General features: G+C 71.0%; 14 protein-coding genes. 7 read left to right on the top strand and 7 right to left on the bottom strand.

Going from position 1 to position 15,422, the window contains the following annotated elements:
• Positions 1–45 precede the first annotated feature (45 nt).
• The 6 genes from RM446_RS02095 to RM446_RS02070 form a co-directional block, all read right to left on the bottom strand.
• Entirely contained in the window at positions 46–1,449 is a 1,404-nt protein-coding gene (locus RM446_RS02095; RefSeq protein ID WP_311543339.1) for a glycoside hydrolase family 5 protein, read from the bottom strand.
• A gap of 70 nt (positions 1,450–1,519) precedes the next feature.
• Positions 1,520–2,404, bottom strand: coding sequence for a carbohydrate ABC transporter permease (locus RM446_RS02090; protein WP_311543338.1), 885 nt, complete (start codon positions 2,402–2,404; stop codon positions 1,520–1,522).
• A gap of 3 nt (positions 2,405–2,407) precedes the next feature.
• Positions 2,408–3,295 carry a carbohydrate ABC transporter permease gene (locus tag RM446_RS02085; protein WP_311543337.1) on the bottom strand — a complete coding sequence of 296 codons (888 nt, stop codon included), beginning with the start codon at positions 3,293–3,295 and terminating at the stop codon, positions 2,408–2,410.
• Between the two features lie 68 nt (positions 3,296–3,363).
• The gene (locus RM446_RS02080; protein ID WP_311543336.1) at positions 3,364–4,659 is read right to left on the bottom strand and encodes an ABC transporter substrate-binding protein; all 1,296 of its coding nucleotides are present in this window, start codon (positions 4,657–4,659) and stop codon (positions 3,364–3,366) included.
• 455 nt (positions 4,660–5,114) lie between these two features.
• Entirely contained in the window at positions 5,115–5,939 is an 825-nt protein-coding gene (locus RM446_RS02075) for an NAD-dependent epimerase/dehydratase family protein (protein ID WP_311543335.1), read from the bottom strand.
• 21 nt (positions 5,940–5,960) lie between these two features.
• Positions 5,961–6,698 (bottom strand): IclR family transcriptional regulator, encoded by a 738-nt coding sequence (locus RM446_RS02070; protein ID WP_311543334.1) that lies wholly within the window; start codon positions 6,696–6,698, stop codon positions 5,961–5,963.
• Between the two features lie 122 nt (positions 6,699–6,820).
• Here RM446_RS02070 and RM446_RS02065 point away from each other — a divergent pair, with 122 nt between their 5' ends.
• The 7 genes from RM446_RS02065 (at position 6,821) to RM446_RS02035 (ending at position 14,470) form a co-directional block, all read left to right on the top strand.
• The gene (locus tag RM446_RS02065; protein WP_311543333.1) at positions 6,821–7,726 is read left to right on the top strand and encodes a 5-dehydro-4-deoxyglucarate dehydratase; all 906 of its coding nucleotides are present in this window, start codon (positions 6,821–6,823) and stop codon (positions 7,724–7,726) included.
• Complete coding sequence (locus RM446_RS02060) at positions 7,723–8,988, top strand: glucarate dehydratase family protein (RefSeq protein ID WP_311543332.1); 1,266 nt, start codon at positions 7,723–7,725, stop codon at positions 8,986–8,988. Before RM446_RS02065 ends, RM446_RS02060 begins: the two co-directional genes overlap by 4 nt.
• On the top strand, positions 8,985–10,157 hold the full coding sequence (locus tag RM446_RS02055) for a hypothetical protein (protein ID WP_311543331.1): 1,173 nt from the start codon (positions 8,985–8,987) through the stop codon (positions 10,155–10,157). The genes RM446_RS02060 and RM446_RS02055 overlap by 4 nt, the downstream gene beginning before the upstream one ends.
• Before the next feature lie 2 nt (positions 10,158–10,159).
• On the top strand, positions 10,160–10,834 hold the full coding sequence (locus RM446_RS02050) for a TRAP transporter small permease (protein ID WP_311543330.1): 675 nt from the start codon (positions 10,160–10,162) through the stop codon (positions 10,832–10,834).
• Positions 10,824–12,122 (top strand): TRAP transporter large permease, encoded by a 1,299-nt coding sequence (locus tag RM446_RS02045; RefSeq protein WP_311543329.1) that lies wholly within the window; start codon positions 10,824–10,826, stop codon positions 12,120–12,122. The genes RM446_RS02050 and RM446_RS02045 overlap by 11 nt, the downstream gene beginning before the upstream one ends.
• 33 nt (positions 12,123–12,155) lie before the next feature.
• A complete protein-coding gene (locus RM446_RS02040) occupies positions 12,156–13,154 on the top strand; it encodes a TRAP transporter substrate-binding protein (RefSeq protein ID WP_311543328.1) in 999 nt (332 codons plus the stop codon).
• A gap of 146 nt (positions 13,155–13,300) precedes the next feature.
• Complete coding sequence (locus RM446_RS02035; protein WP_311543327.1) at positions 13,301–14,470, top strand: L-talarate/galactarate dehydratase; 1,170 nt, start codon at positions 13,301–13,303, stop codon at positions 14,468–14,470.
• Positions 14,471–14,542: 72 nt separating this feature from the next.
• On the opposite strand, the gene RM446_RS02030 is transcribed toward RM446_RS02035, so the two are convergent.
• On the bottom strand, positions 14,543–15,385 hold the full coding sequence (locus RM446_RS02030) for a helix-turn-helix transcriptional regulator (protein WP_311543326.1): 843 nt from the start codon (positions 15,383–15,385) through the stop codon (positions 14,543–14,545).
• Positions 15,386–15,422 lie beyond the last annotated feature (37 nt).

Below are 15,422 nucleotides of genomic sequence, written 5' to 3'. Positions count from 1 at the left end.
GGCCGGGGCCGCGGGGCGATCGGCGCGGGTGCGCAGGAGCAGGCCTCACCTTCCGTGCGCGGCGGTGCCGGAGTGCTCGGCCAGGACCTCGGCCAGAGGGGTGCGGATGCGGCAGTTCTCGAACAGGAAGGAACGCATCAGAGTGTCGATCTCCTCGTCGGTGACCCCCCGGAAGAGCTCCGCGAACTCCTCCACCATGGGCTCTGAGAGCAGGATGTGCCGCACGAGCTCCTGGATGTCGCGCGGCGCCCCGAACGGGAAGGGCGCGTAGTCGGGGAACTCCCGCGCGAACAGCTCCCGTATCGGCCCCATGACCTCGGTGATGCCCTCCTCGGTTCCGCCCCAGCTGTCGGCGCCCAGCCTCGCCTTCTTGCGCAGCATCGGCTCGACTCGGCGCATCCACGCCGAGTCGGGCGCGGCGCAGGCGACCCCCTGCAGTCCGATGTCCTTGTAGAGCCAGACGGCCCAGCTGGCGCCGTAGCGCCGGTAGATCTCCAGCTGGTCGCGGAGCACCCGGTAGCGCATCGCGTCGGCCTCGGGGTCGCCGGTGTAGACGGGACCGAACTCGCCCACCCACACGTGCAGGCCGCGCTCCAGCATGTAGGCGCTGCGCCGCCGGAACGTCTCCTCCAGCACCTCGCGGTCGACGTAGGTGCCGCGGCTCACCCCGGGGTAGGGGCCGCCGTCGACGAAACCGGGAAGCGCGTAGTCGTGGTTGGTGTAGACGACGTTCTCCCAGGGCTCACCGAAGATGTGGAAGTCCTGGGAGTAGCGGTTGCCCTCCAGGAAGATCACGTGGTCGGGGTCGTGGGCGCGGATCGCCTCGTAGAGCCGGGCGTAGAACGGCATGATCATCTCTTCGCTCGGGTCGGCCGGCTCGTTGATCGGGTTGTAGCCGGCCACCCACGGGTTGCCGCGGTAGCGGCGGGCGATGGCCTCCCACAGGTGCACCGTGCGGTCCTGGAAGTGCTTGTGCTGCCAGAGCAGGGCGCGGTGGGTGGGGTTGTCGGAATGCCAGTGCTGGTTCTGGTAGCCGGGCAGGGCGTGCAGGTCGATGATCGTGTAGATGCCGTGGCGGGCGCACAGGTCGACGACCCGGTCCAGGTGGCGAAACCCCGACTCGTCGATCTCGAAGGGGCGCATGTCGTCTTCGAAGTGCCGGTAGTTGATCGGCAGCCGGACGAGGTTGAGGCCCAGGGAGGCGATGTAGCGCGCGTCCTCCTCCGTGAAGAAGTACTCCAGGAACCGGTCGAAGAACAGGTGGTACCTCCGCTCTCCCAGGACCCGCCGGACGGAGCGGCGGTGCGCCTCCTCGTTCGCCGGGTAGCCGGTGATGAAGTTCTCCATGTTCATCCACCCGCCGAGGCCGAACCCCCGCAGGACGACAGTGGTGCCGTTGCGGTCCACGAGCGTCGAGCCGCGGACGGACAGCAGGGCGTCGCCAGTCAAACCTGACTCCTCTCAACCGTGGACCGGCCGCCGCGGGCGCGGTCGTCCGCGGCGCGCCGGTCCGTTCGAATCACCTTCCGAAGCCGGCGGTCAGACCCCCCAGGAGTTGCCGGCGGGCGACGATGTAGAGCACCACGATCGGCAGCGTGGACAGGAGCACCGCGGCCATCAGCCCGGGGACGTCGACTCCGTACTGGCCCTGGAACTGCTGCAGCGCCAGCGGGATCGTCCGCACGTTCGCGCTCTGCGTCAGCACCAGCGGGAACAGGAAGTTGTTCCAGGCCTGCAGCGCGTTGTAGATGACGACGGTGACCAGGGCCGGCCGCGAGAGCGGGAGCACGAGGGTGCGCAGGGTCCGCCGGTGCCCTCCGCCGTCGATCTTCATCGCGTCGAAGAGGTCGTTGGGGATGTCGCGGATGAAGTTCACCAGGATCAGCACCGTCAGCGGGATGCCGAACGCCACCTGGGGCGGGATGAGGGCGTAAAGGGTGTCGTACAGCCCCATCTCAACGATCAGCAGGTAGACGGGGATGATCGCCGCTTGCAGAGGGATCGCCAGCCCCATCAGGAAGGTGGTGAAGACCCCGCGTACGGCCCGGCTGCTGATGCGCGCGATCACGTAGGCGGCCAGGAAGCTGACGAAGACGATCAGGCCCACCGACAGGGTGACCACGAACAGGCTGTTGAGGAAGTACAGGGCCAGGCCGCTGCTGAGGACCTCGGTGTAGTTACCCGCGACCGGGTCCAGCGGCGGGAGCCACGGACTGCCGTCGAGGTAGTCGCCCTGCTCCCGCAGGCTGCTGATGAACATGTAGTAGACGGGATAGAACGCCGCCGCGAACCAGGCGATCCCCATCAGCGGGACGAACGGGAAGGACCTCCGCGGCCGGTGCCCGGAGGCCCGGCCGGCGGCGGCGTCGGACGTGTCGGCGGGACCGCCGTGTGTGCCTGCCAAGGCTCACGCTCCCTCTGCCTGGCTCTCCATGCGCGAGTACCCCGAGATCCTCAGCAGCGCGAGGGACAGCACGAGCCCGAGCGCGACCAGCAGGACCGCGATCGCGCTGCCGTAGCCGATCCGGGTCTCCTGGAAAGCGGTGATGTACATGTGCAGCGGCAGGATCCGGGTGGAGTTCTCGGGGCCCCCGCCGGTGAGGATGAAGAAGATGTCGAAGTAGGTGATCGAGCCGTTGACGATGAGGATCGACGAGGTGATGAGGGTGTACTTGAGCTGCGGCAGGGTGATCGAGAAGAACTGCCGGAGCGTGCCCGCACCGTCGATGCGCGCTGCCTCGTAGAGCTGGCGGGGGATCTGGCGCGCCGCCGCCTGGTAGAGCAGCGTGTGCAGCGGGATGAACTGCCAGGCGATCACGATGATCACGGCGTAGATCGCGGTGCCGGGGTCGCCCAGCCAGGGTTGGGCGATCGCGTCGGCGCCCACCGAGCGCAGCAGGGTGTTCAGCGCGCCCTGAGGGCTGAGGATCGCCTGCCAGATGAGTCCGACCGCCACAGCCGAGAACAGCAGCGGCAGGAAGTAGGCGATCCCCAGCACGGCGCGGTAGCGCTGATGGCCCGCCAGGAAGACGCCCAGCAGGATGCTGGCCGGGGTCTGCAGCAGCCAGGACAGGACGATCACCAGCAGGGTCAGCCGGACGGAGTCCAGGGTCAGCGGGTCGGTCAACACCCGGGCCCAGTTGTCCAGGCCGATCCACTGCGGCGGGGTTATCCCGTTCCACTGCAGGAAGCTCAGGCACACGGCCGCGACCAGCGGCGCCAGAGCGAAGACGGAGAAGAACAGCAGCGCCGGCATCAGCAGCAGCGGCGCTTTCCGATCGCGTGGTTCAGACACGAGTCTCCCCTGTGTCGGGGTGGGGCGGCGTGGTGGGCCCCGCCGTTCGCGGGCCGGGGCTGGCGTGCTCAGCGCTTCGGGATGCGGTTCATGTTCTGGGAGAACTGCTCGGGGGTGATGCTCCGCGCGAACACGCGGCCGAGGTTCGTCAGCATCTCCTGGGCCACCTCGGGTGCCAGCGCCTGATCCCAGGACAGGTCGAAGTGGGTGGCGCCTCGCGCCAACCGGTAGATGAACAGCAGCCACTCGGAGCGGTCGCTTTCGGCCAGCCGGTCCTCGATGCCCTCGACAGGCGGCGCCAGTCCCAGCCCGATCAACCGGTCGACCATGTACTCGTTCATGACCGCCTCCTCCAGGAACGCGACCGCCTGGTCGCGGTTCCGCGAGGCGCTGCTCAAGGCGTAGAAGTTGGTGAGGTTTCCGGCCACGGCGCCGGCGTCGCCGCCGGCGCCCTCGACAGCGGGGAAGGGGAACCAGCCCAGGCTGCCGCCGGCGAAGTCCGGGGCGTCGGTGACGAACCGCTGGTAGTTCCACGCGCCTTGGAGCAGCATGCCCGCCTGCCCCGAGTACACGAGCTGGGTGTCCTGGTTGGTGTCGGCGTCCAGCGCCGCGAACCCGTCCGGGAAGGCGCCGGCTTCGACGAGCTCCTGGATCATGGCGACCGACTGCTGGAAGGCCGGGTGCGACCAGGCGCCGTCCTCGCCGGCGAGGACGGCCCTGAAGGGCTCGCGGCCTCCGACCCGGTTGACGAGGTACTCCAGGTACATCATGTTCGTCCACAGGTTCTTGCCGGCGAGGGAGATCGGGGCCAGGCCCGCGTCGGAGAGGACACCGACGATCTCCAGCAGGTCGCTCCAGCTCTCCGGAGGGCTGAGGCCGTGCTCGGCGAAGAGGTCCTTGTTGTAGAAGAAGACCTTGGGCGCCGTGCCCGACTTGGGGACGCTGTAGACGCGCCCGTCGAAGGTCACCGCCTCCATCACCGACGGGAAGTAGCGGTCGGTGGCGACCGACGGGGGGATCGCGGCGGCCTCTCCGGCGTCGACGAACGCCTTGAGCTGGCCGCCGCCCCAGTTGTAGAACACCTCGGGCGGCGTTTCGGAGATCATCGACGTCCGCAGGCGGTTCTTGTAGGGGTCGTTCTGGAAGAACTGGGCGGCAACGGACGCGCCGTCGCTGCGGCGGTTGAACCTCCGCACCACGTCGTCGAGCAGCTGCTGCTCACTGCCGGTGGAGATGTCCCAGATCGCGGCTCCTGCGCTCAGCCGAGAACTGCCGATGCCGAACCCGCAGCCGGGAAGCAGCAGGGCGAGTGAGGCCGCCGATCCCGCGGAGAGCAGGTGGCGGCGGGAGAGTTCCCTGGCCATGTGTGTCCTTCGTGCTCGTGTGAGGGCATCGCTCCACCGGTGGATGTATGAGGGCGAAGGGTGCGGTCGGCGACGGAGGGCCATCGCGCTGTGACGCACCTAATTTGTGCTGAAAGTAAACTAATTCGATTACGGAGCAGGGGTCAAGGGTTGGATGTGGTTCCCGTCACCGGGCGATGTGGCCGGGGCCGCATGGGGCGCCCGGAACCGGGGCGCGCACCGGCCTCGGCGGCGCTGCGCCTGGCGGCCACGTCGCGGCCGTGGAAGCGCCGGACCTGCCGGCCGACGAGATCAGGACGTTCTTTCGCGGAGTCCGCTGACCCGGTCGGCCGCCGGACTCGCGGCCCGGCCGTGCGCCGCCTGGTCCGCATCGCTGAAGGCCGCGGCCCGCGCGCGGCTCGGCGTCCGGTCGGCGCAGGGACGCGGAACCGCGCGCGGGAAGGGCGGGGCGGCTCCTATCCCCGGTCGATCCGGGGAGTGCGGTTCTCCGGGTCGGCGGCGGCGAGCCTCCAGTAGCCGCCCACCTGGTTGTGCGGCGGGCTGTCGAGGTCGGGGGCGCCCTCAGCTGCGCGCTTCTCCTCGGCGTATACCTCCGAGTCGTCCTGCGGCTCATAGCCCAGCGCCCGGGCGGCGTCCAGCGAGGTCCACCGCCGGGTGTTGTCCGAGACGCCCCAGACGACACGGAACCCCGGCGAGGGGGCGCTGAGGCACGCCTCGAACAGTCGCCCTCCGTCGTCGGGCGACATCCAGTGGTCCAGCATGCGCGTGTCCTTGGGCTTCTCGAAGCAGGAGCCGACGCGCACGGCGATCACGTCCATGCCGAAGCTGTCGTGGTAGAGGCTGCCGAGCGCCTCCAGCGCCACCTTGCTCACGCCGTAGAACGTGTCGGGGCGGGGGAACGCGTAGTCGGGCACCTCGGGCACGCGGGGGTGGAAGCCCACGGCGTGGTTGGAGCTGGCCAGGACCACCCGCGGGACGCCGGCCAGCCGCGCCTGCTCCAGGACGACGTAGCTGCCGTGGATGTTGACGTCGAGGATGTCCTCCCACGGCCCCTCCAGGCTGTGGCCACCCAGGTGGATCACCGCGGAGACGCCCCGCATGGCCTCGGCCACCGCCGCCGCGTCGGTGACGCTGGCGGTGACGACCTCCTCGTGGGGAGCGGGGTCGGTCGGCGTCGCGACGTCGAGCAGCCGCAGCTCGCGCCCGGACCGGGCGAGCCGGGGGCGCATCAGGCTCCCGAGTCCTCCGGCGGCGCCGGTGATGAGAATCCGCTCGGTCATGGCAATCCCTTCCAGACGGGTTCATCGGGCAAGCAGCTCGGAGATGCGGCGGGACGCGTCGATGAGGGTGGCCACGATGTGCCGGCCGTGCTCCTCGTCCAGGCGCGCCAGCGGAACCGAGCAGCTCAGCGCGTCGGTCACCGGGTCGTTGTAGGTCAGCACCACCGCTCGGCAGCCCAGGCCGAGATTGGTCTGCTCGGACTCCTTCGAGTAGTGCATCCGGCGGAACTCGTCCAGCTCGGCGAGGATCGCCTCGCGGTCGGTGAGACCCCGCGGACTGAGCGCCTCGGGGCGTTCCGGTACCAGGTCCGCGCCGTCCCGACGCTGGGAGAGGATCGCCCGCCCCAGCGCTGTGGCGTAGGCCGGCAGCCGCCGTCCGACGCGGGAGACCGTGCGCAGCTGGTGCCGCGACTCCCGGCTGGCCAGATAGACGATGCTGTCGCCGTCGAGCCGCGCCAGGTGCACGGTCTCGTTGACCTCGCTGCGGACCTCTTCGAGGATCGGCGCGGCGGCGCGGACCACCGGATCGCGGTCGAGGTAGGAGGTACCGGCCAGCAGCGCGCGTACGCCCACCCGGTAGAGCGATCCGCGCGCGTCCGTCTCGACCCACCGCCGCTCGACCATCGTCTGCAGCAGCACGTACAGGCTGGACTTGGGATAGCCGAGCTCCTCATGCAGCTCGGCGAGCGACAACGGCGCGGTCGCTCGCGCCAGCACCTCCATGACCTCGAGCGTCCGATCAGCGGACTTCACCGTCATGACGTGGCCCTTCGTCGCACAGTCACCCGTTACACCCCCTTGACACCGGTAATCGAAAATTTTACATTTCTAGCCATCATTTACAAGGGAGATTTTCGTTCATATATGTGGATAGAGATGCGATGCAGTTAGACGGCCTTCTGTTCTTCCCGGTCACACCGTTCGACACTGCAGGCGATCTGGCGCCCGAGGTGCTCGCCGACCATGTCGCCGACGGCGTCGACGCCGGTGCCGGCGGCGTCTTCGCTGCGTGCGGGACCGGCGAGTTCCATGCCCTGGACCTCGCGGAGTACCGGCAGCTCGTCGGCGCCGCCGTGCGGGCCGCGGCCGGACGGGTACCGGTGCTCAGCGGCGCCGGCGGCCCCCTCCCCCACGCCCGCGCTTGCGCCCGGGCCGCCGCGGAGGCCGGGGCGGACGGTCTGCTGCTGATGCCGCCGTACCTGGTGCAGGGGCCCGGGGGAGGGCTCGAGTCCTATGTTCGCCAGGTCGCCGAAGCGTCCTCGCTGCCGGTGATCATCTACCAGCGCAGCAATGCGCGCTTTTCCGCCGAAGACGTCGCGCGCCTGGCCAAGGAGCCGTTCGTCGTGGGCTTCAAGGACGGCCTGGGCGACATCGAGCACGCGCAGCGCGTCGTGCTGGAGGTGCGCGAGGCCGTCGGCGACGAGTTCCTTCTGTTCAACGGCCTGCCGACCGCGGAACTCTCCGCACCCGCATATCAGGCGGTCGGCTTCGACCTGTACTCCTCGGCCGCCTTCGCCTTCGTCCCCGAGGTCGCCGGGGCCTTCCACACGGCCCTGCGCAACGACGACCAGGTGGTCGTGCAGCGGCTGCTCTCCGGCTTCTACCGGCCCTTCGCCGAACTGCGCGACCGCGTCCCGGGCTACGCGGTGTCCCTGGTCAAGGCCGGGGCCCGGCTGCGGGGCCGCGCGGTCGGCCCGGTACGCGCCCCCCTGGTCGATCCCGGTCCCGAGCACCTGGCCGTTCTCCAGCGCATCATCGACGACGGCCTGCGACTGGCCAGGGGGTGACCGTGCGCATCAGCGGCATCACCGTGACCCCGGTGGCCTTCCACGATCCCCCGCTGCTCAACGCCACCGGCGTGCACGAGCCGTGGGCACTGCGGGGCATCGTCGAGGTCTCCACCGACGACGGCCTCACCGGGCTCGGGGAGACCTACGGCGACGAGGCGCACCTGGCGATGGTGCGCGCCGCCGCCGACGCGCTCCTGGGCACCGACCCCTACGACCTCCACCGCATCGGCACCCTGGTCGCCGAGTGCGTGGGCTCGGCGGTCGTCACCCACCAGCACGGCCTCACCGGTGCGGGCAGCAACCAGAAGACCGCCGACGGCGTGTTCTCCGCCTTCGAGGTCGCCTGCCTGGACATCCAGGGCAAGGCTGCCGGCCGGCCGCTGGTCGACCTCCTGGGCGGGCCGGTCCGTTCGGCCGTGCCCTACAGCGCCTACCTGTTCTACAAGTGGGCCGCCCATCCCGGGGGCCCCGAAGACCCCTTCGGCGCGGCCCTCGACCCCGACGGGATCGTCGCCCAGGCGCGCCGGCTGGTCGCCGACTACGGATTCGGCTCCATCAAGCTCAAGGGCGGGGTGTTCCCTCCGGACGAGGAGATCGCGGCGGTCCGCGCCCTCGCCGAGGCGTTCCCCGGCATGCCGCTGCGCCTGGACCCCAATGCGGCCTGGACCCCCCAGACCTCGGTGCGGGTCGCCGACGAGCTCGACGGGGTGCTGGAGTACCTGGAGGACCCCACCTCCGGCATTGACGGCATGGCCGAGGTCGCGGCCCGCTCCCCCATGCCCCTGGCCACCAACATGTGCGTGGTCACCCCCGACCACCTGCCTCCGGCCGTCGCCCGGGGCGCGATCGGCGTCCTGCTCATCGACCACCACTACTGGGGCGGCCTGCGGCGCTCCACCCAGATGGCCGCCCTGTGCCGGACCTTCGGCATCGAGTTGTCCATGCACTCCAACTCCCATCTCGGCATCAGCCTGGCGGCCATGACCCACCTCGCCGCCGCCGTGCCGAACGTCAACCACGCCTGCGACACCCACACGCCATGGCAGAACGGGCAGGACGTGGTCGCCGCCGGCGCGCTGCGCTTCAGCGACGGCGCGGTCGCGGTCCCCGAGGCGCCGGGGCTGGGCGTGGAACTGGACCGCGACGCGCTGGCGGCCATGCACGAGCAGTACCTGCGCTGCGGGATCAGCCGGCGCGACGACACCGCCTACATGCGGCGCTTCCACCCCGACTACCAGCCGAAGACGAGGTTCTGGTGAATACCGTCTACGCCTACCCCTGGGACGTGGTCGGCGACCCCGGCGCCCCCGACCGCCTGGCCGGCCTCGGTGCCGGTTCCGTCGCGGTCGCCGCCTCCTACCACACCGCCCGTGCCGCCACTCCCCACCACCCCGGCCACAGGTTCGTCCACGCCCGGCACGCCGCCTGCTACGTGCCCGTCACGCCCGAGGCGTACCAGGACAGCAGGCTCGTGCCCGGCAGCCCGGACTGGGTCGCCGGGGACAACCCCTTCGCCGCGGCCCGCACGGCCCTGCGCGCCGCAGGCCTCGCCGTGCCCGCGTGGGTGGTGCTGACCCACAACTCGCTGCTCGGCGCGGCCCACCCGGAACTGACCGTGCGCAACGCTTTCGGCGAGCACTACGAGTACGCGCTGTGCCCCGCATCCCCCGAGGTCCGCGACTACTGCGCGCGCCTCGTGGAGCAGATCCTCGCCCTCGGCGAACCCGACGGCCTGATCCTGGAGGCCTGCGGCCCGCTCGGCGTCCGCCACGGCGGCCACCACGAGAAGACCGAGGGCGCGGAGTACACCCCGGTCCAGCTGGACCTGCTGTCGCTGTGCTGCTGCGCGGCCTGCGACCGGCGCTACCGCGACGCCGGCGCCGATCCGGCCGAGCTGGTCCTCCGAGTGCGCGCCGGGGTCGACGCGGCCGAGCCCCCGCCTTCGGTTGAGGAGGCGCTCGGACCGCTCGCCGAACCCGTGCGCAGGGTACGCACCGGACTCGCCTCGGAGCTGCGCTCGTCGCTGCTGGCACGGGCCCGCAAGCTTCGTCCCGGAATCCGCGTCGCGCTGCACGCCTCCGCCGACCCGTGGGCCACGGGGCCGTTCGCCACCGTCGCCGACGACCCGAGCGGTCTCTCCGCCGACTGCCTCGTGGGCACCTGCTGGACGCCCGACGAGGAGGCCGCCGCCGGGCTGGCCGGGCTGGCCGCTCACGCGCGGCCCGCGGACGCGGGCGTGGGTGCCTACGTGCTCGCCCTGCCGCCGCGACCGGCGGACCCGGCCGACCTGGAGCGGCGCCTCGACCTGTACGCCGGATCGGGCGCCACGGAGTTCCACGTCTACCACGGCGGCCTGGCCTCGGCCCGCCGCCTGTCGCAGGTCCGCCGCGCCCTCGCCGAACGCGCCGCACCCGCAGGGGGTCGATAGCCGTGCCTCCCAAGTTCCAGTCGATCGCGCGCGGCGTCCTGCGCGCGGTCGACCGCACGACCGACACCCTGGCGCTCACGGCACTGGCCGCGGTGGTGCTGGTGGTCACCTGGCAGGTGTTCGGCCGCTACGTGCTCCAGGCCAGCCCGCGCTGGGGGTCGGAGGTCGCGCTCATCCTGCTGGCGTGGGTGGGCTACCTCGGTATCGCCATCGGCTTGCGGGAGCACACGCACATCGGGGTCACCTTCATCACCGACCGGCTCCCGCGCAGGCTGCGGACCGCCGCGGAGACGCTGACCCCGCTGGCGTTCCTCGCCTTCGCCCTCTACCTGGTGTTCCAGGGCTGGCAGTTCACCGTGTCCACCGCGGGCACCACCCTTCCGGCGACCGGCCTGCCGTCCTCGGTGCAGTACGCCGTCATGCCGGTGACGGGCGTGCTGGTCGCCGTGTACAGCGTGCTGCAGCTGCTCGGGGTCGACACCCGCCGGGACACGCGCCCGCCCGGCGAGGAGGACGGCGCACACGACATCGCCGCGGCGCCCGGAATCGAGGCGGTGCCCATCTCCGGCGAAGGACTGACCGCCGGCCCGCGTCGCGCAGCCGAACCCGCGCAGTCGCGGACCGCCGAGGAGACCGAGGCCGAACCCGCTCCCGAGGAGGACGACGATGATCGGTGACCCCCTGGCCGTCGCCATCCTCATCGGGGTGTTCGTGGCCGCCCTGGCGCTGCGCATCCCGATCGCCCTCGGGCTGTCCCTGGCCTCGCTGTGCACCGCGCTCTACCTGCAGATCCCCCTGCCGGTCGTCGGCCAGCAGATCGTCAACGCGCTGCTGACCTTCCCCCTGCTCGCGATCCCGTTCTTCGTGCTCGCCGGGGAGATCATGGGCGCGGGCGGGATCTCCCGCCGGCTCATCGACCTTGCGAACCTGCTGATCGGGCGGCTCCGCGGCGGTATGGCGATGCTCAACGTGGTGGCCAGCACCTTCTTCGGCGGCATCTCCGGATCGGCGGTGGCCGACACCTCCTCGATCGGCTCGGTCATGGTGCCGATGATGAAGCGCAGCGGCTACGACGCCCGCTTCTCCGTCGGGGTCACCGTCTCGAGTTCGATCCAGGGCGTGCTGATCCCGCCGAGCCACAACATGATCATCTACTCGCTGGCCGCGGGCGGCAGCGTGTCCATCGGTGCGCTGTTCCTCGCGGGAGTCCTTCCGGGGCTGCTGCTCGCCTTGGCGCTGCTGGCACTCACCTACTACCTCTCATGGCGCCGCAAGTACCCCAAGGGCGAACGCGTCCCCCTGCGGGAGTGGCCGCGGGTGATCTGGCAGGGCATGCTGGGCCTGCTCACACCCGTGATCATCATCGGCGGCGTGATGAGCGGCGTGTTCACCGCCACGGAGTCCGCGGCCATCGCCTGCGTATGGGCGCTGATCGTGGCGCTGGTGATCTACCGGGAGCTGACCCCGCGCGGGTTGATCGGGGTCCTCAACCGGTCCATGCGCACACTGTCGTCGGTGCTGTTCCTCATCGCCTCGGCGGGGGCCTTCGGCTACCTGATGACCCAGCTGCGCATCCCCGCCGCGCTGACCCAGGCGCTGACCGGCATGTCCGAGAACCCGATCGTGGTGCTGCTGCTCATCAACCTGATGCTGCTGGCGCTCGGCACCGTGATGGACATGGCCCCGCTCATCCTGATCACCACCCCCATCCTCCTGCCCGTGGCGATCAGCGTGGGCATGGACCCCGTCCAGTTCGGCGTCATGCTCATGCTCAACCTCGGCCTGGGCCTGATCACGCCCCCGGTCGGCGGCGTCCTGTTCGTCGGGGCCGCGGTGGGCGACGTGCGGGTGGAGGACGCCACCCGCGGCGTACTTCCGTTCTACGTGCCCATGCTGCTGGTGCTGCTGGCCATCACCTTCATCCCCGCCCTCTCGCTCTGGCTGCCGTCCCTGGCCGGCATCTAGCGGGCCCGTCCCCTCTCCTCCGAGGAGTTCCTCATGCAGAAGCTGACACGACCTCTACGAACACTTGCCGCGCTGGGACTGGTCGGCGCACTCGCCCTCACCGGCTGTGGCGGCGGTGGCGACGGCCAGCAGTGGTCGCTGGGCGAGACCCACCCGAAGAAGTACCCGACCACCCAGGCCGACATCTGGTTCGCCGACCGCGTCCGCGAGCAGACCGACGGCCGCATCGACATCAGCGTCCGGCACTCGGCCCAGCTCGGTGAGGAGCGCGAGGTCATCGAGCAGGTGCAGATGGGCGCCGCGGAGATGACCCGGGTCAGCACGGCGCCCGTGGCGGAGTTCGTGCCCGCGTTCGGGGTGTTCTCGATGCCCTACCTCTTCGACGACGAAGAGCACCTGTGGCGGTTCCTCGAAGGCGACTACGCCCAGGGGATGCTGGACGACCTCCGCGAGAGCGGCTTCGTGGGCCTCGCCTACTACGAGGCCGGCGCCCGCAACTTCTACACTGTGGACAAGCCCGTCACCTCCCCCGACGACCTGAAGGGTCTGAACATCCGCGTCATCGAGGGGTCCGTCAACGCCGACATGGTCGAGGCCATGGGCGGCTCCCCCGTGACCATGGACTATGGCGAGGTCTACAGTTCGCTGGAGACCGGGGTCCTCGACGGCGCCGAGAACAACGAGCCCAGCTACGTCAGCAGCGGCCACTACGAGCTGGCCAAGCACTTCACCATGGACGCGCACCAGCGCATCCCGGAGGTGCTGATGATCAACGCCGACCTGTTCGACTCCCTCAGCGAGAAGGACCAGACGCTGCTGCGCGACGCCGCACAGGAGTCCATCGCCGAGCAGCGCAAGCTGTGGGACGAGGAGGTCGAGTCGTCCCTGGCGGAGATGAAGGACGCCGGGATCAAGATCCACGAAGTGGACACCGCCGAGTTCCAGGACTCTGTGTCGGGCCTGCTGGACGAGGCCCGCAAGGGCAAGTACAGCGAAGTCATGGCCGCCATCGACGAGGTCCGCGAAAGCTGAGGCACCGCCAGGGCACGGGAGGCGGGGCGCCCCGCCCCGCCTTCCGTGCCCCCCGCTCCCCCTCCCCCCTTCTCGTCGTCCCCTTGGCCCTCGGACCCCCTCGGTCCTCCGTGGCCGCGACCTGCCGCGAAAGGACACCGCCGCCGATGCCCACCAGCACCTCCGCCCACTCCGCCCTGGTCGCCTCCGGCCCCGCCACGGTGGACCGCGTCACCGCGGTACGGCTGTCCTCGGTCACCCTGCCCCTGGACACCCCGATCAGCGACGCCAAGGTCCTCACCGGCCGGCAGCGCCCGATGACCGAGGTGGCGATGCTGTTCGCCGAGATCTCCACCGAGTCGGGACTCGACGGGGTGGGGTTCAGCTACTCCAAGCGGGCCGGAGGGCCGGGCCAGTTCGCCCACGCCGCGGAGATCGCCCCCGCCCTGCTGGGCGAGGACCCCAGCGACATCGCCAAGATCTGGGAGAAGCTCGCGTGGACGGGGGCGTCGGTCGGCCGCGGCGGTCTCGCAGTCCAGGCCATCGCCGCCTTCGACATCGCCTTGTGGGACCTCAAGGCCAAGCGCGCGCGGCTGCCGCTCGCCAAGCTGCTCGGCGCTCACCGGGACTCGGTGCGCTGCTACAACACCTCCGGGGGCTTTCTGAACGCGCCCGTGGAGGAGGTCCTGGAGAAGTCGAACGCGGCGGTGGAAGCCGGGATCGGCGGCGTCAAGCTCAAGGTCGGCCACCCCGACAGCACTGTGGACCTCGCCCGGGTGCGTGCGGTGCGCGAGCACCTGGGCCCGGACGTGCCCCTCATGGTCGACGCCAACCAGCAGTGGGACCGCGCCACCGCGCGGCGGATGTGCCGCGCACTGGAGGAGTTCGACCTGGTGTGGATCGAGGAGCCCTTGGACGCCCAGGACTTCGCCGGACACGCCGCGCTGGCCGCCGGCGGCGCCACCCCGGTCGCCACGGGCGAGATGCTGACCAGCGTGACCGAGCACGCCGACCTCGTCCGCGCAGGCGGCGCGGACATCGTGCAGCCCGACGCGCCCCGCATCGGCGGGATCACGCAGTTCCTCAAGGTGATGGCCATGGCCGACCAGCGCGGGCTGGAGATGGCTCCGCACTTCGCCATGGAGATCCACATCCACCTGGCCGCCGCGTTCCCGCGCGAGCCATGGGTCGAGCACTTCGAATGGCTCGACCCGCTGTTCAACGAGCACCTGGAGATCGCCGACGGGCGCATGCACCTCTCCGCCCGCCCCGGCCTGGGTGTCACCCTCAGCGACCGCGCCCGCGCCTGGACCGTCGACAGCACCGCGGTGGAGTGACGCCCACGGCGCGTGTCCGAGCCGGCGCCGGTCCCCGGCCGCCGCGGGCGCCGGCGGCCCCCGCTCTGCGGCTCAGCCGCGGGTGAGGTCCTGAAGCCCGATCACGCGCAGCAGCTCCAGCCGTTCGCGGGACTCGCTGCCGGGGCGGGCGGTGTAGACGACCAGCCGCTGGTCGTGCTCAGGGCTCAGCAGCACCTCGCAGTCCAGCTCCACCAGGCCGACGACCGGGTGCAGGAAGCGCTTGACGTCGGCGCGGCGCACGGTGACCTCGTGGGTGTCCCACAAGGCCGAGAACTCCTCGCTTCGGGAGCGGAGCCGGCGCACGAGCTCCGCCAGCCGCACGTCGTCCGGGCGGCGGGCCAGTGCGGCGCGCAGGTCCGCCACCGCCGTGCGGGCGGCGCGGTCGCGGTCCTCAGTCGGGATGAGCTCCCGCGCGGACGGGTCGGTGAAGTAGCGCCAGGCGACGTTGCGCTCGGACGCGGGACGGGCGGAGGCGTCGCCGTGGAGCGCCTTGGCCATCGCGTTCTGGGCGAGGAGGTCGCCGCGGTCGGTCACCACTTGGGCGGGAGCGTCGGTCAGCCGGTCGAGGACGAGGAGCAGTCCGGGGCGGACGTGTGCCGACGTCGGCCGGCCGCGCGGGGGCTCCTCGCCGGCCAGGTGGAAGAGGTGGTCCCGCTCGTCGCCGCTCAACCGCAGCGCGCGGCCGACGGCCGCGAGCATCTGGCGGGACGGGCGCGAGCCGCGGGCCTGCTCCAACCGCGTGTAGTGGTCGGTGGACATGCCCGCGATCTGCGCAACCTCCTCTCGGCGCAGCCCGGGGGTGCGGCGCCGCGCGCCCGGCGGCAGCCCCACGTCGGCAGGGGCGAGCCGCGTTCGGCGGCGGCGCAGGAAATCGGCCAGCTCGGTTCGGTCCACACCCCCACCATGCATCTGCGGCGCCGGACGCATCCAG

Source organism: Streptomonospora wellingtoniae (genome assembly GCF_031845375.1).
Classification (GTDB): Bacteria; Actinomycetota; Actinomycetes; order Streptosporangiales; family Streptosporangiaceae; genus Streptomonospora; species Streptomonospora wellingtoniae.
This window is presented reverse-complemented; position numbering and strand designations above follow the sequence as displayed.